This window comes from Rahnella sp. AN3-3W3 (genome assembly GCF_003263545.1).
GTDB classification, from domain to species: domain Bacteria; phylum Pseudomonadota; class Gammaproteobacteria; order Enterobacterales; family Enterobacteriaceae; genus Rahnella; species Rahnella variigena.
Map to the genome: position 1 here is coordinate 1 of NZ_JYDG01000004.1, position 23790 is coordinate 23790.

30 protein-coding genes and 1 pseudogene are annotated in these 23790 nt (G+C 48.3%); 22 read left to right on the forward strand and 9 right to left on the reverse strand.

Going from position 1 to position 23790, the window contains the following annotated elements:
- Nucleotides 1-30: 30 nt before the first annotated feature.
- Both UC15_RS01865 and UC15_RS01870 read right to left on the reverse strand, forming a co-directional pair.
- Nucleotides 31-801 carry an ABC transporter permease gene (locus UC15_RS01865; protein WP_095924696.1) on the reverse strand — a complete coding sequence of 257 codons (771 nt, stop codon included), beginning with the start codon at nt 799-801 and terminating at the stop codon, nt 31-33.
- Nucleotides 801-1724, reverse strand: a complete 924-nt coding sequence (locus UC15_RS01870) for an ABC transporter ATP-binding protein (protein WP_112286855.1) — start codon at nt 1722-1724, stop codon at nt 801-803. The genes UC15_RS01865 and UC15_RS01870 overlap by 1 nt, the downstream gene beginning before the upstream one ends.
- Nucleotides 1725-1857: 133 nt before the next feature.
- On the opposite strand from UC15_RS01870, the gene can reads away from it, so the two are divergent.
- Nucleotides 1858-2514: a carbonate dehydratase gene (gene can / locus UC15_RS01875; RefSeq protein ID WP_037033385.1), complete on the forward strand. Its 657-nt coding sequence runs from the start codon at nt 1858-1860 to the stop codon at nt 2512-2514.
- A gap of 148 nt (nt 2515-2662) precedes the next feature.
- Here can and UC15_RS01880 read toward each other — a convergent pair whose 3' ends face one another.
- Nucleotides 2663-3670, reverse strand: a complete 1008-nt coding sequence (locus UC15_RS01880) for a tyrosine-type recombinase/integrase (RefSeq protein WP_112286856.1) — start codon at nt 3668-3670, stop codon at nt 2663-2665.
- A 75-nt stretch (nt 3671-3745) separates the two neighbouring features.
- Nucleotides 3746-4045, reverse strand: coding sequence for a helix-turn-helix transcriptional regulator (locus tag UC15_RS01885; RefSeq protein ID WP_112287003.1), 300 nt, complete (start codon nt 4043-4045; stop codon nt 3746-3748).
- A 108-nt stretch (nt 4046-4153) separates the two neighbouring features.
- On the opposite strand from UC15_RS01885, the gene UC15_RS01890 reads away from it, so the two are divergent.
- Both UC15_RS01890 and UC15_RS01895 read left to right on the forward strand, forming a co-directional pair.
- The gene (locus tag UC15_RS01890) at nt 4154-4426 is read left to right on the forward strand and encodes a Cox family DNA-binding protein (protein WP_112286857.1); all 273 of its coding nucleotides are present in this window, start codon (nt 4154-4156) and stop codon (nt 4424-4426) included.
- Nucleotides 4427-4462: 36 nt separating this feature from the next.
- Entirely contained in the window at nt 4463-4798 is a 336-nt protein-coding gene (locus UC15_RS01895; RefSeq protein WP_112286858.1) for a hypothetical protein, read from the forward strand.
- On the opposite strand, the gene UC15_RS01900 is transcribed toward UC15_RS01895, so the two are convergent.
- Nucleotides 4782-4970 carry a hypothetical protein gene (locus UC15_RS01900; protein ID WP_112286859.1) on the reverse strand — a complete coding sequence of 63 codons (189 nt, stop codon included), beginning with the start codon at nt 4968-4970 and terminating at the stop codon, nt 4782-4784. The genes UC15_RS01895 and UC15_RS01900 overlap by 17 nt on opposite strands.
- Nucleotides 4971-5110: 140 nt before the next feature.
- Here UC15_RS01900 and UC15_RS01905 point away from each other — a divergent pair, with 140 nt between their 5' ends.
- The 7 genes and pseudogenes from UC15_RS01905 (at nt 5111) to UC15_RS01935 (ending at nt 10551) form a co-directional block, all read left to right on the forward strand.
- On the forward strand, nt 5111-5275 hold the full coding sequence (locus tag UC15_RS01905) for a phage filamentation protein Fil family protein (RefSeq protein WP_112286860.1): 165 nt from the start codon (nt 5111-5113) through the stop codon (nt 5273-5275).
- 7 nt (nt 5276-5282) lie between these two features.
- Entirely contained in the window at nt 5283-5609 is a 327-nt protein-coding gene (locus UC15_RS01910; protein WP_223509138.1) for a hypothetical protein, read from the forward strand.
- A 66-nt stretch (nt 5610-5675) separates the two neighbouring features.
- Nucleotides 5676-5858, forward strand: a complete 183-nt coding sequence (locus tag UC15_RS01915; protein ID WP_112286861.1) for a DUF2732 family protein — start codon at nt 5676-5678, stop codon at nt 5856-5858.
- Complete coding sequence (locus UC15_RS01920; protein ID WP_112286862.1) at nt 5858-6082, forward strand: TraR/DksA family transcriptional regulator; 225 nt, start codon at nt 5858-5860, stop codon at nt 6080-6082. Before UC15_RS01915 ends, UC15_RS01920 begins: the two co-directional genes overlap by 1 nt.
- Nucleotides 6083-6161: 79 nt before the next feature.
- Nucleotides 6162-8375: pseudogene (locus tag UC15_RS01925) on the forward strand (replication endonuclease).
- A gap of 84 nt (nt 8376-8459) precedes the next feature.
- The gene (locus UC15_RS01930; RefSeq protein ID WP_112286863.1) at nt 8460-9596 is read left to right on the forward strand and encodes a hypothetical protein; all 1137 of its coding nucleotides are present in this window, start codon (nt 8460-8462) and stop codon (nt 9594-9596) included.
- Between the two features lies 1 nt (nt 9597).
- Nucleotides 9598-10551: an FRG domain-containing protein gene (locus UC15_RS01935; RefSeq protein WP_112286864.1), complete on the forward strand. Its 954-nt coding sequence runs from the start codon at nt 9598-9600 to the stop codon at nt 10549-10551.
- A 442-nt stretch (nt 10552-10993) separates the two neighbouring features.
- Here UC15_RS01935 and UC15_RS01940 read toward each other — a convergent pair whose 3' ends face one another.
- The gene (locus UC15_RS01940) at nt 10994-12097 is read right to left on the reverse strand and encodes a hypothetical protein (protein WP_112286865.1); all 1104 of its coding nucleotides are present in this window, start codon (nt 12095-12097) and stop codon (nt 10994-10996) included.
- Between the two features lie 149 nt (nt 12098-12246).
- A complete protein-coding gene (locus tag UC15_RS01945; RefSeq protein WP_112286866.1) occupies nt 12247-12894 on the reverse strand; it encodes a hypothetical protein in 648 nt (215 codons plus the stop codon).
- A 556-nt stretch (nt 12895-13450) separates the two neighbouring features.
- Here UC15_RS01945 and UC15_RS01950 point away from each other — a divergent pair.
- Complete coding sequence (locus UC15_RS01950) at nt 13451-15244, forward strand: ATP-dependent endonuclease (RefSeq protein ID WP_112286867.1); 1794 nt, start codon at nt 13451-13453, stop codon at nt 15242-15244.
- 43 nt (nt 15245-15287) lie between these two features.
- Here UC15_RS01950 and UC15_RS01955 read toward each other — a convergent pair whose 3' ends face one another.
- Together UC15_RS01955 and UC15_RS01960 are read right to left on the reverse strand one after the other, a co-directional pair.
- Nucleotides 15288-16325 (reverse strand): phage portal protein, encoded by a 1038-nt coding sequence (locus UC15_RS01955; RefSeq protein ID WP_112286868.1) that lies wholly within the window; start codon nt 16323-16325, stop codon nt 15288-15290.
- Nucleotides 16326-16327: 2 nt separating this feature from the next.
- A complete protein-coding gene (locus UC15_RS01960) occupies nt 16328-18094 on the reverse strand; it encodes a terminase ATPase subunit family protein (protein WP_112286869.1) in 1767 nt (588 codons plus the stop codon).
- Nucleotides 18095-18243: 149 nt separating this feature from the next.
- On the opposite strand from UC15_RS01960, the gene UC15_RS01965 reads away from it, so the two are divergent.
- The 11 genes from UC15_RS01965 to UC15_RS02015 all read left to right on the forward strand — a co-directional run bounded on the left by UC15_RS01965 (nt 18244) and on the right by UC15_RS02015 (nt 23778).
- Nucleotides 18244-19095 carry a GPO family capsid scaffolding protein gene (locus UC15_RS01965; RefSeq protein WP_112287004.1) on the forward strand — a complete coding sequence of 284 codons (852 nt, stop codon included), beginning with the start codon at nt 18244-18246 and terminating at the stop codon, nt 19093-19095.
- Nucleotides 19096-19141: 46 nt separating this feature from the next.
- Nucleotides 19142-20206 (forward strand): phage major capsid protein, P2 family, encoded by a 1065-nt coding sequence (locus tag UC15_RS01970; RefSeq protein ID WP_112286870.1) that lies wholly within the window; start codon nt 19142-19144, stop codon nt 20204-20206.
- An 11-nt stretch (nt 20207-20217) separates the two neighbouring features.
- Nucleotides 20218-20874 carry a phage terminase small subunit gene (gpM, locus tag UC15_RS01975; RefSeq protein WP_112286871.1) on the forward strand — a complete coding sequence of 219 codons (657 nt, stop codon included), beginning with the start codon at nt 20218-20220 and terminating at the stop codon, nt 20872-20874.
- Between the two features lie 95 nt (nt 20875-20969).
- Entirely contained in the window at nt 20970-21440 is a 471-nt protein-coding gene (locus UC15_RS01980) for a head completion/stabilization protein (protein ID WP_112286872.1), read from the forward strand.
- Nucleotides 21440-21643: a tail protein X gene (locus tag UC15_RS01985; protein ID WP_112286873.1), complete on the forward strand. Its 204-nt coding sequence runs from the start codon at nt 21440-21442 to the stop codon at nt 21641-21643. Before UC15_RS01980 ends, UC15_RS01985 begins: the two co-directional genes overlap by 1 nt.
- A gap of 5 nt (nt 21644-21648) precedes the next feature.
- The gene (locus UC15_RS01990) at nt 21649-21858 is read left to right on the forward strand and encodes a holin (RefSeq protein ID WP_112287005.1); all 210 of its coding nucleotides are present in this window, start codon (nt 21649-21651) and stop codon (nt 21856-21858) included.
- Nucleotides 21839-22348 carry a lysozyme gene (locus tag UC15_RS01995; RefSeq protein ID WP_112286874.1) on the forward strand — a complete coding sequence of 170 codons (510 nt, stop codon included), beginning with the start codon at nt 21839-21841 and terminating at the stop codon, nt 22346-22348. Before UC15_RS01990 ends, UC15_RS01995 begins: the two co-directional genes overlap by 20 nt.
- Nucleotides 22348-22773 (forward strand): Rz-like lysis system protein LysB, encoded by a 426-nt coding sequence (lysB, locus tag UC15_RS02000; protein ID WP_112286875.1) that lies wholly within the window; start codon nt 22348-22350, stop codon nt 22771-22773. Before UC15_RS01995 ends, lysB begins: the two co-directional genes overlap by 1 nt.
- Nucleotides 22661-22906, forward strand: a complete 246-nt coding sequence (gene lysC / locus UC15_RS25835; RefSeq protein WP_232829789.1) for an Rz1-like lysis system protein LysC — start codon at nt 22661-22663, stop codon at nt 22904-22906. Before lysB ends, lysC begins: the two co-directional genes overlap by 113 nt.
- A complete protein-coding gene (locus UC15_RS02010; protein WP_112286876.1) occupies nt 22869-23336 on the forward strand; it encodes a phage tail protein in 468 nt (155 codons plus the stop codon). The genes lysC and UC15_RS02010 overlap by 38 nt, the downstream gene beginning before the upstream one ends.
- Entirely contained in the window at nt 23329-23778 is a 450-nt protein-coding gene (locus UC15_RS02015) for a phage virion morphogenesis protein (RefSeq protein ID WP_112286877.1), read from the forward strand. The genes UC15_RS02010 and UC15_RS02015 overlap by 8 nt, the downstream gene beginning before the upstream one ends.
- Nucleotides 23779-23790: the final 12 nt, after the last annotated feature.

The window sequence follows — 23790 nt, forward strand, 5'->3', positions numbered from 1 at the left end:
CCCCTTCGCAGGGGAGGGAACACAGAAAAATCAACTTCTAAGACCACGCCCGCGCTCGATCAAGTACCACGCCAGCAAATAAAACACTGCAATAAACGCCACCAGCACGCTCATGGTAAACACCAGCGGCACGTCTGAAATCCCCAGGAAACCGTAGCGGAAACCGCTGATCATGTAGACGATCGGGTTCAGCTTGGAAACCGCCTGCCAGATTGGCGGCAACAACGACAGCGAGTAGAACACGCCGCCAAGATAGGTCAGCGGCGTCAGCACGAACGTCGGGATCAGACTGATATCGTCAAACGTTGTCGCAAACACCGCGTTCAGTAAACCGCCCAGCGAGAACAGGATCGCAGTCAGCAGTAAGGTCAGCGCGATGATCCACCAGGAGTGGATGACCAGCGGGACGAAGAACAACGAGATCGCCGTGACCAGGATCCCCACGCAGATCCCGCGCGCCACGCCGCCGCCGACATAACCGGCGATCACCACGTGCGTTGGCACCGGCGCGACCAGCAGTTCTTCAATGTTGCGCTGGAATTTAGCGCTGAAGAACGACGACGCCACGTTGGCGTAGGAGTTAGTGATCACCGCCATCATGATCAGCCCCGGCACGATAAACTGCATATAGGTGAAGCCGTGCATGCTGCCGATCTGTGAACCGATCAGGTTACCAAAGATGATGAAATACAAGGTCATGGTGATGACCGGCGGAACCAGTGTTTGGATCCAGATCCGGCCAAAACGGTTGATCTCTTTCATCCAGATACTTTTGAGTGCCACCCAGTACAATTGCGACATTATTTCTTTTCCTCACTGCCGTTCACCAGCGTGACAAACAGCTCTTCCAGACGGTTCGCCTTGTTACGCATACTTAATACCTGCACACCCTGCTTGCTCAGCTGGCTGAACAGGGAATTCAGTCCCTGCTCGCGCATGACTTCCACTTCCAGCGTTGACGTGTCCGTCAGCTGACTGCGGTAGCCTTCGAGCACCGGCAGCGGGCTTTTCGCGCCTAAATCCAGAATGAACGTTTCGGATTTCAGCTTCGACAACAGCTCTTTCATACTGGTGTTTTCCACCAGCTGGCCACCCTGAATAATGCCAATATTACGGCACAGCATTTCCGCTTCTTCCAGATAGTGCGTGGTCAGAATGATAGTGGTGCCCTGCGCGTTCAGCTCTTTCAGGAAGCCCCACATGGAGCGGCGCAGTTCGATATCCACGCCCGCCGTCGGTTCATCAAGGATCAGCAGTTTCGGCTCGTGCATCAGCGCACGGGCGATCATCAGACGACGTTTCATCCCGCCGGAGAGCATGCGCGAACGCTCGTTGCGCTTGCCCCATAAATCCAGCTGCGTCAGATATTTTTCCGCACGTTGCAGTGCCAGCGGACGTGGCACGCCGTAATAACCAGCCTGATTAACCACCACTTGCATGACGGTTTCAAACGGGTTGAAGTTGAATTCCTGCGGCACCAGACCTAACTGGCGTTTAGCATTCACAATATCTTTATCAATGTCATAGCCAAACACCTGCACTTTGCCGGCAGTTTTGTTGACCAGTGAACTGATGATACCAATGGTGGTGGATTTACCCGCACCGTTCGGCCCAAGCAGGGCATAAAAATCGCCAGCTTCGACGCGCAGATCGATTCCACGCAAAGCCTGTACACCACCGGCGTAAGTTTTGGTTAACTTTTCCAGTTCCAATGCATAATTCATAAAGGGAGCGTACCTTCTTGTGAAAACCCTGTTGTAGGAATGAGTAAGTGGAGATGCCGAATCTGTTTGAAAAGTCGGGGCATTGCCCTATATTACCCCATCGCAGTGAGCTCGTTACAGGCTATTGACCTCCATGAATGACATAGAAAGACTCATCAGTAACAACGCAGCCTGGTCTAAAACCATGATTGACGAAGATCCTGGTTTCTTTGAACGCCTTTCCCAGTCTCAAAAACCCCGTTTCTTGTGGATTGGCTGTTCCGATAGCCGTGTCCCCGCCGAGCGACTGACTGGCCTGGAGCCAGGCGAACTTTTCGTTCACCGTAACGTCGCCAATCTGGTCATCCACACCGACCTTAACTGCCTGTCCGTTGTGCAATATGCTATCGACGTGCTGGAAGTCGAACACGTGATTATCTGCGGTCACTACGGCTGTGGCGGTGTGCAGGCGGCGGTTGAAAACCCTGAACTGGGTTTGATCAATAACTGGTTGTTGCATATCCGGGACATCTGGTACAAACACAGTTCCCTGCTGGGCGAACTGTCGCCAGAAAAACGTCTCGATAAATTGTGCGAACTGAATGTGGTCGAGCAAGTCTACAACCTCGGTCACTCCACGGTGATGCAATCGGCCTGGAAACGCGGCCAGAAAGTCACACTGCACGGCTGGGTTTACGGCATTCTGGACGGACGACTGCGCAACCTGGAAGTTGACGCTACCAGCCGCGAAACGCTGGAACAGCGCTACCGTCAGGGCGTCTCCGCCTTGCTGAACGGCGACCCGCAATAACAAGCCGCACTACTCTACCGAATTTCAAAAAACAAAAGGCACAAAAATGTGCCTTTTTTATCATTTATTTTTCCTGCGCTTACAACGCGATCACTATAAATCAATGAGTTATAAATGCTGTAAGCAGCTATAAGCCCTATAAAGATGCTTAGGTGTGGACACTATGTGGACACTCCAGCCCCGCTTTCCCCCTCAATGGATTAAAGGAAATTGCGTCCTGCAGGAAGTCCGGAGCGAAGTGAGCATAGACCATTGTCTGGTTGATATTCGCGTGTCCGAGAATTCTTTGCAGGGTGATTATGTTCCCGCCGTTCATCATGAAATGTGTCGCAAACGTATGTCGCAGCACATGCAATGATTGCCCTTTCGGTAAGTCTGGCTTCACCGATTTCAATAGCAGCCGGAAGGTCAAATAATCGGCATCAGGAAAAAGTAATCCAGACTTCTGATTTTTGACTACCTTACATACCTCATCTGAGATCGGGACTGTTCTGGGTTTGCCGTTTTTGGTGTTGAGAAAAGTCACTCTGTTATTAATGACGTTCTCAACCTTCAAACTGCTTATTTCTCCCCAGCGGCCTCCTGTACTCAGGCTCAGGATCGCAATCCTCTTATTGTCCCCTTCCAAAACTGACAGTAACTTTTCAATTTCATCAGCAGACATAAAAGTCATGGATGATAGCTGCCCTTTTAACAACGTTACCCCATGCAACGGATTTTCAGCGTGGAACAAACCCGCTTCGTTCAGGTAAGTAAACAGACCACTCAGCAACATCAAATTGCGGTTTACCGTCGTTGCCTTAACGCCCTTCGCCAATCTCAAAGACTTAAATTTTGTAATAGCCAGGCTATCAATTTGGAAAGAACACGGGTCATCCATAAGGTTACAGATGAACTCCAGTTTGGCTTTGTCGAGCTTGCCGTGCTTCACGTTCTGCCCGTGATAAAGCCACCACAGTTCTATCAACTCGGATAAAGGCCGTTTGTCTGCCGGTTTAGATAGCCATTCTTTGTCGTGATAATTCACCGTTACATATTTTTCGTATGCGACTGCTTCATGTTTCTTGTCGAACATACGCCGGAAGCGCTTTCCGTTGCGCCCCTGCGGTCTGATGTCCACTTCATAACGACCATCATCGAGCTTCTTAATCGACATATTGAAGCCCTCCGGAATCGTGGGTACTGCAAAGACTCTGTGATTCTATAAAACGTAAAAAGTCGAAATGTAGCGTTAACCAGTCTTTTTGTCGGAGTGGGACGACGTTGTTTCGTCCTGCCCAAAGTGTGCGAGAACCGGCGCGATCTGTCCGGCTTCAGGGGAAATTTGATCAGTCATGAACCACATTGTGTATTTTGTGAACTTAGGTTGATTCAGAAGTTTCATCGTCATTTCTAAGCTCATGCCTTTCGTTCCATTTTCATAGCTCGAAAGTGTTGCATATTTAATTCCAGTTAACTCACTGAAATCCTTACGAGTAAGCCTCTCCGACTCACGGATGAGCTTGATTTTCTCCGATACCTCTATTGACATAATTATACCATCGTCAAATAATGTGACCATTGTAAGGCAGAAATTTGCCACCATTGGCAATTAAAAGCAGTTATAGGCAATTAATTACACTATCGGAGAGATTAGCAGATGGGCAAACAAATCGTAAGTGTGTCGGATGTCCTGCCGTATTCGGAATTTGCTAAGGCAATTGGCAAAACGCCCGCAGCAGTGAAAGGGATGATTGAAGCTGGCAAGCTCCCAATTGTCGAAATGCGTAACCCTGAAAATCCTACAGCACGTGCGGAAAACTGGGTCTATCTCCCAGCCTGGAACGCAGGTATGAAGTTGGCGTTTGAAAAGCGTCCAAAAGAGATTCGCGACGGCTGGCTAATGTGGCTGGGTTTGGGCGAGCCGAAGTAATACTTCGTTAGATTGATATTTAAGTTGGAGGAAAGCATGGCTAAAAATATTGGTTCCACAATTCAGGACAGTTTACTTTTTTTAGATTTTCAAGATGTAAATAAAGGAAGGACATTCGTCCTTTTAACTTCAATTATATCTATTCAACGAAATGGCGAAGGTGCTCTTATCACCTTAGATTCGGGACTGGAGATTTCAGTTCATTTAAGTGTCACAGCAGTAATGAGCACAATTGCATATGCCGTTAAGAATTGCCGCAGATCTCACCCCGAAGTAGCAGACACGATTCCTGCAATGTTTATTTTTGCCTTATCTGAGGAAGATAAGGCCAGTCTAGACCGGCCTATGGAAGCTATTAGATACGCTCGATAAAGCTTTTTAAATGCGGTTCTATTGGGAATTTTTGATCAATTAGATGATCAATTTCATTCACAAGACCTTTGAGTTCAGATCCTAAAGCACTCGCCCCATCAGGGGTTTCGATGGATTTTAACAGTTTTACTAAATCTGTCAGTTGAGCGTGAACCTTGGCTTCTCTACTCATAAATGTCTCCTTTTGTAATGTGTTTAAACCTGAGTCATCTCGCGAAAGGTAATCAGGCTAAACAACTTTACCATATGAATCATGGTGAAAGAGTGCATGTTTCCATTTCAGGCACTCGAGCCAACATAGGACAGGTGAAGATGAGTATCTCAGTTGCACCACTGCTGAAAAGACAAAGCCCTTCCCGCAGTTTTGGACATGGCTGGATTGAGCTACCAGGTGGCAAACGCTGGAATCCAGCTAAACCGCAAATGTATTCAACCGGTTCGATCCGGAAGCCCTTCTACAAACGCTTCTTTGGTTGAGGTGTCTATGCAATCGCAAACATTGAGCTATTCGGAAAGTATCCCGAAGGAAAAAAGAGAGGCATGTTTTCAGCATATTATCGGGATCCGAAAAATGCTGACCAGCCAGAAAAATATTGCGCAGGAAACGTTTGATGAAAGTACGCCGACCATGCGCAAATTGATCTGCTTCCATGCTGGATTGAAAAGTCGTCATATCAATATGCGTTTCTTTGAATTGGCGCACAGTGAAAGAATAAAGGTCATTGAAGCACTTAACTCACTCATTGAGTTTGGTAACGCGCTTCCGGCCTTTATTAGTGAAACCGACTCAGTTCTCAACATAGAACATTAATACATCTGAAATTTAATTGGCGTTCAACCCGCCGGGCATTCTTTTGCCTAAAAACAGGATTGGATAATGGAAGAAATCATAAATGAAGCTCGTTCTGACGAACGTTTAAATCGTGCAGCCGTATTCGCTGCACGTCTTGAGGCTATCGCATGTTTCATCATCAAGCAGGCAATGACCGGCACTGAAGCCGCCGAAGCTTTACGCGTTGAGGCTACCCGCATCCAAAACGAAGCGGGAGAATTTCATTAATGGCTGATGTTATTGACGCTGCCCAAGAACGAGCGGACCTGATCTTAGAGTCACAAATTCAAGCTGCCCGCATAAGCACTACGGGCGCTTCCTCCATGTATTGCCTCGACTGTGACCGCCCTATTCCTGAAGAACGCCGCGCAGCTCTGCCTGGCGTTGAGCTGTGTGTCTATTGCAAGGAAATCAGTGAGCTAAACGCTAAGCATTACCGAGACAGTAAATGATTTTGTTCTCGATGGCATTGCTCATTCTGGCTGGCATTAATGCTGGCTATCTGCTCATTGATATCAAAGACGGTTTGTAATGCAGAACAATCGCTTTACTTCTCAGACTGAAACGCCCGATGTTTGGGCGTTCCCCTGGAATAAACCTCTAGCCCCAATCAGCCCCCAAGAAAGGCCGAGACCGCTTACCCGTGATGAATACGATCAGGGGCAAGCTGTTTTAATCAAAGTAAAAAACCTCTCTAAAGACCTGCAAGAAATATTCACTGGCCGCCATAAGTACCTGCTCAAAACTCAGGGCATTCACGCAGCAAATAAATATCTGGTTTATACACTTGGCCGCAGCATCCTTCCGCGTATCGATGCAGTTAATAAAGCCCATGCAATGAATATCAATGCCACCATGAAATTCATCTCAGAGGCCGATGTTTATCACCAGTTACCAGGCATGAGCGACAAACCGCTACGTCGTTTCACACAGAATATTGCAGGACAATTGAAGGCCATTTATGAAGACCGTTGCGATCAGCTGTTGGCTGAACATGGTGGAGATTACGCGGTACTTCTTCACTCTGATACGCAATGCGCTCTGTATCGTGATATTGCAGGAATGTCTCGTGCCTTCAACGTCAGCCCTATGTATTGGACAAAATTCACTAAAGGCAAGCTTGATGCAACGTCTGCCATCGCTGGCATGTCTCGGCTGGTAAATCCCGATTGGTGGTTAAGTCAGTTGAAAGGCCAGCGTACCCGCTGGCGTGAGTCATTGCTGATCGCAATAGGCAAGGTTAACCGTGACGCATCTCCCTATGCCAGTAAGCAGGCTATCCGTGAAGTTCGTTCCCGCCGACTGTCGAATCTGGACTATCTAAAAAGCCGTGACTTGGAGAATGTCGAAACCGGCGAGCGTATCAGTTTGATCGATAAGGTCATGGCGAGTATTTCAAATCCTGAAATCCGCCGCATGGAGCTGATGAGCACTATCGCTGGCACCGAAAAATATGCTGCCGCGAATGGTGACGTCGGGATGTTTCTGACCATCACCACCCCTTCTAAATTTCACCCGACCCGCATGGTTGGTAAAGGTGATAACAAGCGTGTTCAGCGAAATCACTCCTGGGACAAAGAGGCATATACGCCTAAAGATGCACAGCGTTATCTTTGCGGGATCTGGAGCAAAATGCGCACCGCGTTCAAAGACAGTGGCCTATCCGTTTATGGTATGCGTGTAGTAGAACCTCACCACGACGCGACCCCGCACTGGCACATGATGCTATTCACCAAGCCTGCCATGCGTAAGCCCGTGATCGATATCATGCGTAAATACGCCATGAAAGAAGACGGTGACGAGCGCGGCGCTGCAAAGAACCGCTTTGACTGTAAGCACCTGAACCGAGGCGGTGCCGCTGGCTACATCGCTAAGTACATCGCGAAGAATATCGACGGTTATGCATTAGAAGGCGAACGCGACCACGAGACTGGCGAGCTTCTGACGGACTCCGCTGCTGCTGTTACTGCCTGGGCTGCAACATGGCGTATACCGCAGTTTCATCCCATCGGTTTACCTACGATGGGTTCCTACCGTGAGTGTCGTCGGATACGTTCCATCAGTCTGACTGAAACCTTTGACGAAGAAGTCGAAGCCGTTCGCGCTGCTGCTGATGCCGGTGACTTTATGGCGTACATGACTGCCCAGGGCGGCGCTAATGTACCTCGTGACGATCAGACGGTGCGCGTAGCACGTCGCGTTGCCAATAAGCTGAACGCTTACGATGAAGAAGTGAAAAAAGTTGTGGGCATTTTCGCGCCCCACCTCGGCGAATCACATGTATATGAAACGCGCACCACTCAATGGCGCATCGTTGCTTCTGCCGTTGATTCTGAGGTTTTGACCGTAAAAAGCGCCTCCGGCGCGCCTCGGAGTCCTGTCAATAACTGTGGATTAGGTGGAAAGAAACAAGACGAAAAAAGGCGCGATAGCCTGGCAGGAAGCACCCCTACAGCGTCAAATTCTGACAACCTGAGCATTATTAACTGGACAGGCACTGCCGCCGTGAGGGCGATTGTGGCGCGTATACGTGAAGAAACGCCGAAGGTGAGTAAATCATAGCGACGTTTTGACCCGACAAAAGGGCGCGATGTTGCTCTATCAGCAAGACTGATAGCTGAAGAACGGGCACACTTGACGCCGCAGCCGGGAGGCGGAGGGCACATAACGCGCTCAATTTATGATCGTGCAGGCTTCAATTTTATCCCATATGGCGTTAATATCATGAAATACTCTCTAAAGTAAGAACCTCCACCGAGTGAGAATTGCTGCTTACCTCTTTTTCAAAAGCTTTCTGTATCTTTTAATCATTAACAAAGGATATTACTCATGGCAATCACAGTTTATTCAAAGAGATTTAAAAGCGAACTGGACAAAGAGCAATTAGAAAGGTTATATCTCAAAAATATATCAGATGACTTAGCTGGTTTTCGAAGCTTCATATATGAAGACGCAGAATGTCCGATGTGTAACACTTCGGGAGCACACTATGTATCGGAAGGATATTCGAGGCTAACAAGTAAAAAGGTAAAACAAGCTCACTTTGCATTTCGAAAACCTGACAATACGGATGCACACAAAATTTTTTGTGACCATTATACTGGCCCGGACAGAGTTAGAGATTCAGCAGGTGATGCCTTCATTAAGTTCGGAAAAGATGGATCAGAAGTTACGTTATTAGTCAGAGAGCTAGTTTGCCGTGGTATTGAACACAAAATTTTTGACCAAACTGATATCAGAAATATGAGAAAATGGTTTACTGATTTGCGTGAATCGGGAAAAACCATTATCAGTTATAGCCCTCACGTTATCAATCTCATCAGGGCATCATTTTATAGTCAGGGTGATGCTGATAAATATAAAATTCGAAATGGCATACAGCACGAGTCATGGTTCAATATAAATGATGAAGTATATAAATCGCTAAAATACAAATATCCTCCGTTCCTCGAAATTGAATTGCAAACCAAAGAAAACAAACCATTTATGAGGTTGTACAGTAATACTATGGCAAATAAGGCACATCGTCTTATCATAAAAGATAAAGGAATTAAGGTATTTGATAGGCGGGAGTTAAATGATAAGTATTTGGCAGCAATGCATCTATCAAAAGCAATAACTCAACATTATGATTCTCTCAAAAGAAAATTTACCACAACGCTCTCAATAACGAAAAACAATCAGCTACTTGCTATCTCCGCGCTACTTTTATTTGTATCTGAATGGAGTGAGGAAATTGCCAGAGAGAAATTTAATATGCTCGCTCATGCTGGCATTTCGATTATTCCCGATGCTGGGAATGTTATCGGTATGAACCCATTCATTCATTACGAAGCCTGGAAGATAATTCACCGCACTCAAGATTTAATTGATTCATTGCCTGATTTCTCCAATCTTGATGAAGAGTTTCAGGCAGAAAAGAAGCGATTATCTGAACTTTATGGACTAAATAAGGCTGGAGTATAGAATGCGCTTAAGGAAAGCAAAACCTCAAAATACTATAGAATCTGTTATGCATTTTGTCGAGTATGTAAACAAATGGAAACTTAAAGGGAATTTTCCTACTGCTTTCAGAGGACAGGCGTTTTACGGCTGGATAGCTAAACCAAAGTTATTCCGGGGTGAAGGAAGAATTTATGAGAATGAGAATCGAGCCATCAGGGATATAGTTTCAATTCATCCATCCGAGTTTGAAACTGATAAAACAATGTTTGATCGTCTTGTGCGGATGCAACACTTTGGTCTGCCAACAAGATTAATGGACGTTACACTGAACCCACTAGTAGCTTTATGGTTCGCTACCGAAGATTTTGTTTTTACAGAGTATAATAAAAACATTGCTAGGGGATCGCAAGGCGGAACGGTTACAGCCTATTTTGTGCCGGACTCTCGGCAACGATATTATGACAGCGATCGAGTAAGTTGCATGGCAAATGTGGCAAATCTGAGCGGAAAAAGCAAAGAGGTTCTCTTTAATTTAGCCCGAGAAAGCAGTGATCACCAGAGTTTCATTGAAAACAGCAAAAATGTAAAACATGATGATAATTTTAATAAGGATGTTCTAGATGAGCTTTATTATCATATAGGAATGGAAAAACCACACTTCCGGCAACTAATGAAACCTCAAGATCTACTCAGGCCAATATACGTCAAGCCAAAGTTAAGTAATAAGAGAATAATTGCACAATCAGGAGCTTTTATGCTCTATGGTTCAAAAGAAAATTCGTTAAAATCTACAGAGGAAGTTCTCCCCACTCGAAGTGTATTTATAGCTGCTGAGCACAAAGAAGAAATACGAAGGCAACTTGAGCGTTTAGGTATTTACGAAAGTATACTTTTTCCAGAGATCGAGAAGGCGGCGAATTTTATAACACGTAATTATGCGAAAATGAAGCCTGCTGAAGATGAGTGGACTTTGTAAGTGTTCCATCCAGACGAACCATGATTTTTTAGCTATCTGACACATAATTACTTTCACAATGTCCGCTTTTGGCACGAAGCAGACATACGGGAGTGAATGATCCGCTTTGAGCGAGGAGCGGAAGTTGCTGCTTCGTAATTGTTGGCATAGGTTGTTAGCAACATAATGAGGCAAAAGACTGAAAATAATGATGAAACTGTATAAAATTTTTTTCATTTACCACTGACATCAAGCGATGGCCATCACCGTATCACCACATCAGTCAAAAATTCTCCATGGTGACAAATTAATAGTGTTCAATGATACCTGCCACATCCTTTCCTACTCTGACCGACTTCAATATTCTTGGTTCGGAAAGGAAATCTGTTTATAAATATTCCTTTGTGGGTTATTTCCGACGCGTTTCATCATTTATCTGTTCGCGTAACTGCTAATTTTCAATCTAATAATTAGGGTTAAATTCTTGTTTATTGAAGGCGTTGATAATCAGCATTGATGGATGCGATGGTGGCATGCGATCGACAATATCATCATTCATTGGAGGTGGCATACTATTGTTGTCGGTGACAGATTTATGGAGTAAGATATTAGTAAGAAAGAACGGTCTGTAATTAAATTTTAAATAATTATTGTATACATCAAGATTCATAATTTCATGCTTGAACGTTAACATAGCAATACTTTTTAAAAAAGAAGATGATATTGAAACGCCTCTCCTATTATTTTTTATGTTTTGTCTAGATAAATTATAGGTGTAAGACTGATTGACCGCTAATTGTAGCATTTTCTGTATGAAATCCGACCAATCATCTTTTGTAATATTGTCACTGGTATCAAAAGGTCTGCCATGCCTTCCTGATATTATACCTGCGAGTGTTGCCGCAAAACTTTCACTGCAAGTCAATCCTAGGTTGGATGTGTTTGTTGTGTCTTCACATACTGAACTGTTCCAAGGTGAATTACTAATAAAATTTGCTCTCATAAATTGTGGACATAAATTACTTGTCCGTGCGGTAAATATTTCTCCTTTATATATTACAATATACTTAGACTGCTCTTCTCCTAGGTTTTTATTTAAATTAAAGTTCCATTTATAAGCTGAGCCATTAGAATGCTCTATACGATTCTTGAAAGTAAATTCAGGCCATTTTTTATATAATTGGAATTGAATGTTTTCATTTTCTGCCGCGAGAGAACCAGTGCAAGGTAAGGAATTCCGTTTGGCTTGAAACAATATTGCATTCCCGGTGGTAGGATTCTGAAGTGATGAATGGTTGATGTTGATAATTAACAAGTCCGCAATTTCTACAGATTTAGTACTTCCATCAGGTATTACCTTTGGTGTTTGATGAGCATACACTGCATCGACTATATAGTATGTTCCAGGAGAGTGTTTGTTTAAGTACTCTTCAAGTAATTTGTGATTCTCAATAAATGAGCTTATAAAGCTAGGCTCATCAATGATTTTATTGATTTTTTTTGATTTTTCATACGCGGAGCAATGTATGAATGCGATATATTTTTCAAAAATTTCGTTGAGCGTCATTATATACCCTAATCATTTAACGTATCTTGTATTAACTAAGATGCACTAGCATAAAAGTGATGGTATTGCCAATAGTCCGGGTACCGCAATTTAACACCAGTGACCTGCTCCCCATTTTCTGAAACACTTTGGCGTAAACTAGCAAAAAATCAAAACGGCTGTTGTTTAGATTTCATCTTGCGTTCAGCTTTCCTTAACATTTTGCTGAAAGCCGCTTTAGATTTTATTCGAGCAATGTGCCCTTTACTTCTCAGTAGCCTCTCTTTGGGTTTCCATCCGTGATCAGCATCTATTTTCAACTTATCGCGTAAACTCTCAGATAATAGTGCAACGTTCAATCCTATATCTGCATAAAGTTCACGCCTTAGCAGAATATATCTATCCATAAACTCTGGGCCAAAATTTGGATCATCGGTCATTTCTCGTATTTTTTGTTTTATTTTTAATAATTCAATGTCGATGGATTGCAGCCTGTAAATGAGAGTAGGTTCAAGATACTTATACTCACCTTTCACAGTGCTCATATCAAAAACAGGAGGCTCTACTTGTATCTTTAAATATTCAGGTGAATCTGGCTCCTGATAGATTTCATCGAATCCTCTATCCCATGAAACTTCTGCACATTCACTGACAAATTTATCCAGTAGAAATATAAGTTGGACGCTGATGTAAGCGCGTTCTGCTCGAATCTTTCGGCGGTCAAAAATCACCTCCTTTGCCAAATTAAAAAAAAGAGGAACTCCCACAGCGGCAGCACCACCAAGAAACCCCTGCATAGCAGGACTAAGAACGAGCATATAAGCACCCATTAAAAATTGAGAGTAAATGGATTCTAACTTATATGAAGAAGAATGAAATGTGTTGTTTCAGCGAAATGGCATTTGAAGATGATTGAAGAACCAGCAGCTACATTTTAAGGAACCATTACCTGATCTATGTCCACTCCTGGGCAAGAGCGGCCTGTCAGATTCGGTTTGGCTCTGTGCCGTAGTTGTTTAAGGTCAAGCCTGAGCTGATAAAAAGGATTCGTATCAAGCGCAATCATATGGATGAGCCATGCATGCATTATGCGCATGGTTTTGCATGATCCCTAAAGGATCAAAAACATCTCATCGCCATTCAGGTACTGCTTTGCGACGATCTGGGTCATGCATTAAAAACGGTGAGCTAAGTCATAAGCGGGCAGGCGGGTAACATTGCGCGCGCCGAGGGCAGCCCTGAAAGTTTCTTGTGGTGTGATAAGACGCTTGGGCTTGTGAAGCGAAAAACCGGCGTTAGGAAAATTACTGACTTTATTAAAAATTATGATATTTTATGTTATGAACAAATCTCACATAAAATTTCGAGGATCCCATGCCTGTTAGTATTTCTAGGATTGAAATATCGAATTTCAGATCAATACAAAAAATGGTTATTGATAGCGCAAGGTTACAGATAATTGTTGGGAATAACGATGCGGGTAAATCAAATATACTAAGAGCCCTAAATCTATTTTTCAATCATGAAACTAATCCGGGAGAGAGTTTCAACTTTACGACTGACTATAATATTTACTCCGCTAACAAAGAATCAAAAAAAGCACGCGAAATAAAAGTAAAGTTGATTCTTGAGATTCCTTCAAGTTACCATGCCACAAATGGGGACCTGATAGAGTGGACTAAATCATGGCGATCAGGCGGTTTATATGATGAAAAAATTCTGGGTATCAAATCGTCAAATGGCCCAAGGGGAGGAAGACGATCTGAAAAAATAGAAATACCTCCTAGATCCAACATGAAACAACTCCTCAGCAATGTTAAGTATGTATATATCCCTGCGGTAAAGGACAAAGAATATATAGCAAAGCTTAGAAGTGAGATTTACTTTGTTGTCAATGAAGTCTTTAACGAAAACTTTAACGATTCTAGCAAAGCATTCGAAAAAAGCATTGCTGAAAACCTTCACGAGTTGACCAAAGAAATTAGCGAGTCACTTGGATTTAATTCAGCTCTTTCATTACCACGAGACCTTAGTAGTTTATTTGGAAACTTAGATTTCCTGAATGATATGAAAATATCACTCAATGAGCGAGGCGATGGCGTTAAAGCACGTCACATACCTCTAATATTGAAATTTATTGCTGAGAAAACTAAAACTTTACAAGCTAGAGGTAACCCGCCTTATACATTTATTTGGGGTTATGAAGAGCCTGAAAATAATCTTGAACTGACTTCAGCTATAAAGTTAGCACTTCAATTTAAAAATTTTGTACCTGAACCTGTTTCTCAATTGCTCATTACCACCCACTCTCCAGCTTTTTATAATCTATCTAAGCATGATGAAAACGTTAAGTGTTTATTCATAGAAAAAGACAAGACTGATTTAACGTACTGTGATAGCGACTATGCACTGCTTGATGACAAGATGGGAGTAATGGAGTTACTTTCACCTTATATTGAAGAAGTTAGGTCACGCATAGAAAACATAGAGTCCGTTAGTCAACTTGGTGACGTGAAAGCTGTTATTTATGTCGAAGGAATGAGTGATAAAATAATTATAGAGAAAGCGATATCTCTTTATATTCCTGATCGAATAGAGACCATTGAGATTGTTACCAAGGACTATGGCGCTGGTACCAACTACGTCAGTGATATGTTGAAAGCATATTTTCATATGCACAAGCATCATAAAGATAAATTCAAGTGTGTAGGAATAGTTGATGCCGATGATGATGGTAGGAAAGTTAAACAAGAGCTCGGGAATATTCAGGATGTGGGAGAATCAGTGAAGTGTTACCTTTTACAACCTACGCAGGATATTATTGATGCAAAAAAAGATGGGTTCTTAATCCCTGGAGTACTAGAGTGCAACTATCCTATCCATATATGGGAAGAAGAACTAGAAAACGGAAAGCTTGAGCAGAGGGAGAAACTTGGTGATATTCTCACTGAAAGCAAAAATAATGAATTACTAAAATCTGATGTTTCATTATATAAGCATTTAGAGGGAAAGCCGTATCGAATTAAAGTTGAGAATTTTGTCCATAAAGATAGAAAATTACCTTTGGCGAATAAGATTGCCTCATTAGAGGACGCTGAAGCTAGGGTTTGCTTAGGTTTCTTAGAGAAAACTCTCAAAGAGATTGAAAAGTTTCTATTCAACTCTTAGAAGAAAATTTAGGTCAGTGGGTTACACTGACCTATCAATTTGACTATATATATTGAGATGTAAGCTCATAAAAGGTAAACCTAATCACCTCCTCCCCAAACCACGCATTCAACTCCTTAAACCGTTCCTGCAACGGCGTCAGTTCGTTACGGACAAATACCTGTGACGCCTTAACCGAATCACCAAATCCGCCGCTGTTCTCCGGAATAATCCCCATCATCTGCGGCGGTACGCGGTGCGCGCAGAGCAAATCGTTCTGGCTGGCTTTCTTGATGTTAAAGAAATCGTCTTTCGTCGCGACTTCACTCAGTGGCAAAATCTTGATCCCGTCCGGTTTGCCGTTCGGCGCGTACATAAACAGGTTACGGAAATTGCCCAGACCTTTCGTGTCCCGCATCGCTTTACGCATCTGATCGATGTCCGAGCTGCTTTGTGCTGCGTCGGTCATGTACAGGATATATCCGGCGTGCGCGCCGTTCTGATAGTACTTGCGGCGAAACAGCGTGGCGGCTTCATTCAACCAGGCGGAATTCAGGGCGCTGAGATATTCCGGCAGGCCATACAGCTCCTGGTTAATGTCCGGCTCAATCAGATGAAACACGCTGCCGGCTTCAAACTGATGCGCATCCTTCCACTGCTGCACAAACCAGTAAGTATCCTGCTCAACACCACGCCGCGCATATTTGGCGGGCACCGTTTTCATCACCACCGCGTCGCCGAGCTGGTTGCGGATCACTTCTAAAAACGCATTCCCAAATACCAGGTAATCCAGGGCAAACCGGCTGAACTCCTGCTGTGATAGCAGCGGATGCGGTACAAAGGTCGAGGCCAGAATATTACGTTTCACATACAGCGACGAACTGTGGTGCACCGCTGCCCGCAGCGTGCGAGCCAGGCCATCAAAGCTGACCGGCGGCTCATACCACTGGCCGTTCCCCGTGCATTCGATGTAATCCAGGATTTCACGGCGGTCTAGCACCGGCGTCGGGTCGCCAAAGCTGAACGCCTCCGCCCTGCCTGTCTGCTGGGCGACTGCTGTGACGGTGGTCTGTGCTGCCTTGCGAAATTTGCGCTTACTCATAATTAATAAAACTCCAGGATGTTAGGGCTTTGTCCACCGTTGGCGGCGGTCAGAGGTTCGTTGAGCAGTGCGTGCATGATTGCCCAGGCAACATCTGCGTGGCTGGCTTCCTCGCTCCGGCTGGCCTCATAGGTTGAGCGGCTGCCGCTGGCGGTCATGGTTTTGCGGATCGCCATGAATGACGACGTAATGTCTTTATGGTTGGTGTCGTATTCCAGGCGTCCGGACGTGATGGTGTCTTTCGCTTTCAGTACCATTTTCGTTTTGGTTTCCGGGCTATAGCGGATTTCCATTGCGGCGGGGAAGAATTGCCGGACAAGCTGGAAAACGCCCTGACCGATGCCGGTGGCATCTACACCGATGTATTCCACGCAGTAGCGCTTTGTCAGTTCTTCAATGCTTTTCGCCTGGGAGGCAAAATCCATGCCTTTCCACTGGTGACGTTCCAGTACGCGGAATTTGCCGCCGTCTACCAGCGGCGGAGCCACCACCGCGCAGCCTGCGCTGTCGCCGGTGTGCGACGGGTCGTAACCAATCCAGACGGCGCGATAACCAAACGGGCGCGTTGCGAACGGGCTGAAATCCTCCCACTCCTCCGCACTTTCCACCATGCAGCGTTGCAGCTCGGCAAACGGGAACACGGACGCCTGGTCGTCAACAAACTCACACATAAACAGGTTGCGGAAATCCTCGGCGCTGTTCTCCTGTTTCAGCGTGTCGATGTTGAACAGGTTGCAGCCACCGGCTAACGCATCCTCAATGGTGACGATTTGCCGCCACTGCCCGTCACCGCAAAGCTGGCCTTTCACCAGGGCGTGATGGCTGATATCCAGCTCAATCCTGTCGTTACGGTCTTCCCGCCCTTTGTTGAATAGCTCGCCTGACCAGAACGGGTACGCGCCGTGCGTCAGTGCTGACGGCGTGGAAAAATAGGTGGTGCGCAGATGTTCCTGCGAGGCCATGCCGCTGGCGACCTTGCGCAGCTTCTGGAAGTTGGGGATCCAAAAGATTTCGTCCACGTACAGGTCGCCGTTATGGCTCTGGGCGGTGTTGGAGTTAGTGCCCAAGAAAATCAGCTTTGCGCCGTTGTTGCCGAGCACAATAGGGTCGCCGGTCAGCTCGACATCAACCAGGCGCGCAAACTGAATGATGTACTCACGGAACACGTACGCCTGAGTTTTACTGGCGGAGAGAAAAATCTGGTTATGGCCGGTTGCCAGAGCGCGCAATAACGCCTCGCGGGCAAAGAAGAACGTCGCACCAATCTGGCGCGATTTGAGGATGTCGCGGATGCGGTGTTTAAGTCCAGCGTCATACCAGATACGTTGATAAGGGAAACACTTCTCAAAGAAAATTTGCTCCAGCTCCGCCAGTGACTCCTCGCTGAAAAAGTTCTTTGTTGGCTTCTTGCGTTCGCCCTTGTTCCGGTTGGCAATCTTCGGATTTAAATCCACCTCATTCCCGCTCTGGCCGTAGCGGTTCACCCTTGCCAGGCGCTCCATTAACCGGCCTAACGCCTCCATTTCCTTGTAATCGGCATTCCCTTTCACGTCTTTGGCCGTGAGCTGGATCAGGCGTGCTTCCAGGCTGGATTCCACGCGGGAAATGGGTGCGACGTTCTCCCAGGCGTCGCGGGTTTTCCAGCTCTGCACTGTCGGTATTTTTTGGGTCAGCAGTTCCGCAATCTGACGCACTGAAAACCCCTGCCAGTAAAGCAGTGCCGCCTGTCGCCGTGGGTCGCTGATGATGGTTGAGTTTGTCATTTTCATGACTGCCACGTTAACGAGCGGCCTGCTGATTTTCCTGCTGTCCACGTTGTGCCATCGAGCATCAACCCGCATCGGCTGGCGGTGTCGGGCGTGTGTCTGGAAACTTGGATTTCTCAGAAGCACACACCGACTGGAGTCAGAAAATGGCAATGGCAACAAAAGCAAAGCGCTTTCGTATCTGTACCGAAGGGGCAACCACCGACGGCCGCGAAATTACCCGCGACTGGATTGAACAGATGGCGGCGACCTATGACCCGAAAGTCTACGGCGCACGCATCAACATGGAGCACATCAAAGGGTATTTCCCTGACAGTGCTTTTCGTATGTACGGTGATGTCATCGGCGTTTACGCCGAGGAAGTGGCAGACGGCGCGCTGAAAGGCAAGCTGGCACTGTATGCCGATATCGATCCGACGCCGGATTTAGTCTCAATGGTGAAAGCCCGCCAGAAGGTTTACACCTCCATCGAAGTGAATCCCTCGTTTTCCGATACCGGCAAAGCCTATCTGATCGGCCTGGCCGTGACCGACAGCCCCGCCAGCCTCGGCACCGAATACCTGCAATTCAGCGCGAAGGCACAGCAAAACCCGCTGGCGAGCCGCAAACAGGATGCCGGAAACCTCTTTACCGCTGCCGAAGAAACGGCGTTCGAGTTTGAGGAAGAGAAACCGGCCGCGCCGTCGTTGTTCTCCCGCGTGAAGCTGCTGCTGTCCAGTAAGTCAGCCTCGGATGATCTCCGCTTCAAAGACGTCCATGACGCGGTGGAAGTGGTGGTTGCGCACGTTGAAACCGGCATGAAAGACACGGATGAAAAGCTGTCCGCGCTGGAAAACACCGTGACACAACGCCTGAACGCGCTGGAGCAAACCGCGAAAGATGACCGCGAACAGTTCAGCACACTGAAAGACAAGCTGGAGAAATCCGCGCCGCAGAACTACACGCAGCGCCCTGTTTCAAGCGGCGGCGGCAAGGGTGATGCAGCCAATTTCACCGACTGCTAAGTACAACACTCGTAATTAACCCGTTAACAAATTTGGAAAAAAACGCATGAAACAAGCAACCCGTTTTCAATTTAACGCCTACCTGTCCCGCATTGCTGAGCTTAACTCAGTGGACACCGGCGACCTGGATAAAAAATTCAGCGTGGAGCCGTCGGTGACGCAGACGCTGATGACCCGCGTGCAGGAATCTTCCGCCTTCCTCCAGATGATTAACATCATTCCGGTGGATGAAATGAAGGGTGAAAAGGTCGGCGTCGGCGTGTCCGGCTCCATTGCCAGCACGGCGGACACCAGCGGCACCGGTGAACGTCAGACGACTGACTTTAACACCCTGACCGCTGAGGGCTACGAGTGCCGCCAGACGAACTACGATTTCCATTTCCGCTACGCCACGCTCGATCTCTGGGCGCGTTACCAGGATTTCCAGGCGCGTTTACGTGACGCCATCGTGAAACGCCAGGCGCTGGATCGCATCACCATCGGCTTTAACGGCGTTGAGCGTGCGGCGACATCGAACCGCACCAAAAACCCGCTGTTGCAGGACGTGAACGTGGGCTGGCTGCAAAAGTACCGCAACAATGCGCCGGAGCGCGTAATGAGCAAAATTCTCGGCGAGGACGACGCAGTGATTTCTGCGACCGTCCGCGTCGGTGCCGGGGGTGACTTTGAGAACCTGGACGCGCTGGTGATGGACGCCACCAACAACATGGTTGACCCGATTTACCAGGACGATACCGGCCTGGTGGTTATCTGCGGTCGTCAGCTGCTGGCGGACAAGTATTTCCCGCTGGTGAACAAGGCGCAGGAGAATTCCGAAAGCCTGGCGGCAGATATGATTATCAGCCAGAAACGCATCGGTAACTTACCGGCGGTGCGCGTGCCTGGCTTCCCTGCCAATGCCTTCATGATCACCCGCCTGGATAACCTGTCCATCTACTGGCAGGACGGCACGCACCGCCGTCACATTGAAGAAGTGCCAAAGCGTGACCGTATCGAAAACTACGAATCCATTAATGAGGATTTCGTGGTTGAAGATTACCGCGGCGGCTGCCTGGTCGAAAACATCCAGCTCGGCACCTTCAAAACCACCGCAGATAAACCAGCGGAATAAAGGGGGACGCCATGATTAGCCCTTGCCGTCGTCACATGTTGCGACAGTCAGCCATCATTGCCGCACAGCAGGCCGCCGGTCAGTTGACCCATGCCACCGGCTACGAACTGCAAATGCAAAAGCTCAATGCGGATAAGCAGGCGCTGCACAAGCTCCAGTCCTTCCAGGCAAAAGCGGAATTGAAACGCAAGCTGCTCCCTGAATATGCCCCGTGGGTGTCGGGCGCGCTGGCCGAAGGGAACGGCGCACAGGATGCCATCCTGATGACCGTCATGATCTGGCGTATTGACGCCGGTGATATTGCCGGTGCGCTGAACATTGCCCGCTACGCCTTTAAGCACCGGCTGGCGATGCCGTTCGGCGCCCGCACGGCGGGCTGTGCCTTCACCGAGGAAGTGATTGATCAGGCCACGCGCGCTCGTGACGCCGGTGAACCGGTCAGCATTGAGCTGATGCTGGAGGTGCTGGAACTGACTGACAGTGAGGATATGCCCGATAAAGTGCGTGCGCAGTTGCACAAGATTATCGGCTATCTCTACCGCGACGGCGGCAAGGACACGTTAGCCCTGGAGCGTCTGAAAAGTGCCTTAATTCTCGATGGCAAATCAGGCGTGAAAAAAGACATTGAGCGCCTGGAGTCTGCCATTAAAAAGGCATCCGGCAGCTAAAAAGAATGCGCCCCGCGCAGGGCGGCACGCCAGCCGCGACCGGTCTTTGACCTTGTTCAACGCTGGCGTCCACCGCCCCCCATTCAGAGGTCACTATGTCCCTTGTTGTACCTGCACCGAAACCGGACGCCGCGACGGAACCCGCGATTAAAAACACCCATTTCTGGCCTGATGTGGATCCGGTTGAGCTGCGCGACACGCTGCGACTGGAGGGCACCGTCACGGCAAAACGCCTGCGCACCGCCGCAAAGTTTGCCATGACCGAAGTGAACGCCGAGCTGTACAGCTTTCGCGATGCGCAGACAGCCCAGGGCTTTAAACGCCTGGCTGATGTCCCCGCCGATCAGATTGATGACGAAAGCGTGAAGGTCTGCGCCTATCAGCGCGCCGTGGCGTCTATTGCGGCGGCCTTCCTGGCGGAGCGTTATCCGAATAACGACACCACGGACAAGGGCAGCCAAAAGGCCGAGATCGTGGAAAGCACCGTTGATGATTTATGGCGTGACGGGCGCAACGCGATCAGCGACGTCGCCGGTGTCTCTCACTGCATCATTGGGCTGCTCTGATGAAAGTCTATGCCGAACAGGGCGACACCGTAGATTCGCTCTGCTGGCGGTACTACGGGCGCACGGAATCGGTCGTTGAACACGTTTACGCGGCTAACGTTGGCTTAGCCGCACAGGGGGCAATTCTGCCCCATGGCTACGCGGTGGAGCTGCCGGATATTACCCAGGCCGCAGTCAGTGAAACCGTCTCACTTTGGGACTGATGACCATGGAGCGCATCACCTCGTTTATCTGTTACTGCGTCGCGGCCTTTCTTGCCTGGCTCGGCGCAATGTCACCGCAGGATATCGCCTTTCTGGTCGGTGCCGCCGTCGGCGTGGCGACCTTCCTGGTGAACTGGTACTACCGGCGCAAAACCTACCGCCTGCTGAAAGCAATGGGCATCAGAGGGGACATTAATGCAGCCATCAATCGTTAGACGCTGCGCCGTCGCTGCCGTCCTGGCAATTGCCGCGCTGCTGCCGCAAACGCCGACGTTGAAAACCTCCGCCGCCGGTCTGGCACTGATTGCCGATTTTGAAGGCTGCCGCCTGTCGGCCTACCAGTGCAGCGCGGGCGTCTGGACAAACGGCATCGGGCACACCGCAGGCGTGAGACCGCAGACCCACATCAGCGAACGACAGGCCGCCGTGAATCTGGTGGAAGACGTGATGCGGGTGGAGAAAGGCATTGCGCGCTGTATGCCGGTTGCCATGCCGCAGCCGGTATATGACGCCGTGGTGTCCTTTGCGTTTAACGTCGGCGTGACGGCGGCCTGCAAATCAACGTTAGCGTTTTTCATCAACAAAAGTCGATGGCGTGACGCCTGCGAGCAGTTGCCGCGCTGGGTGTTTGTGAAGGGCGAGCGCGTCACCGGTCTGGAACGCCGACGCGCGAATGAGCTGGCCTACTGCCTGCGGGGTGTCTGATGCGCATTGTGATTGTTTTATTGCTGGCAGCCTGCGCGCTGGCGGGGCTGCAAACCTGGCGTATCGGTGGCCTGCATGATGAAGCCGACCAGGCGCAGCGCATTATCGGCACGCTGTCCGCCGGTATTGAGAGCCGTGATGCTGCCATTAATCGCCTGAGCGATGATGCACTGAGACGCGAACGCCAGGAACAAAGCCTGCGCGCACAGCTCTCACAAGCGGGGCAGTTAGCACGGGATCGTGAAGTTCATATTCAAAGGTTACTTAATGAAAATCAGGAAATGCGTGATTGGTATGCAGCTCGTCTGCCTGATGGCATTAGCCGGATGCACCAACGCCCCGCCTTTGCCAGCGCCGCAGATTATTTACGTTGGCTGTCCGGCGGTAACCAGTTGCCCGATACCGGCAAGCGCACCGGCCACTAACGGCGATTTAAGCAGTGATGTCAGAAACCTGGAGGCCGAGCTGACCGCCTGCGGCCTCCAGGTGGAAGCGGTTAAACAATGCCAGGAGGAACACCGTGTTAAAACCCGCTCAACTGCGAAAAGCCTTAACTGACGCCGTGCCGGTGCTGCAAACCAGCCCCGACACATTACGGATGTTTGTGGATAACGGGCGCATCGTTTCCACGTTAGCCAGCTCGCTGTCGTTTGAATACCAGTATCAGACCGAGCTGCTGATCACCAACTTTGCCCAGGACTGCGATCTGATCATTGTGCCCATTCTGGCCTGGTTGCGTGAGAACCAGCCGGACATCATGGCGACAGCCGAAAAACAGCAGACCGGCTTTAAATTTAAGGCCGATATGCTCGATGATGGTTCCTACGATATTGCCATTGATGTGCAGCTCACCGAGCGCGTGATCGTCAAACAGATTGACGCCGGTCTGTACGTGGAGCATTTTCCGGAACCGCCTCTGCCGGAGCCGGTGGAAAGGCCGCGTGAACTGTACCTGCACGGCGAGTTAGTGAGTCAGTGGAATGAGTGAGCTGTCAGCGTTTGATACCCGCCTGGCGGGATTGATTGCGGCGCTGTCACCGCAAAGCCGTAAGGCGATGGCGGCAACCATTGCGAAGCGTCTGCGCAAACATCAGCAGCAGCGTATTAAGCAGCAGGTTACACCTGACGGTCAGCCGTTCACGCCACGCCGTCCGCAGCCTTTGCGGGCAAAGAAAGGCCGCATTAAGCGGGAAATGTTCGCCAAACTGCGCACGGCAAAATACATGAAGGCCAAAGGCACCACAGACGACGCCGTGGTGGAATTCACCGGACAGGTTCAGCGCATGGCGAAGGTGCATCAGTACGGGCTGCGGGATCGTCCGTCTGTCCGTGCAAAAGAAATGCAGTATCCGGCGCGCCCGCTGTTAGGGCTGGACGCGGAGGATATGAAAATCGTGGAGGATGAATTGTTAAGATTATTAGAGCGGTGACCCTTTAGAAGA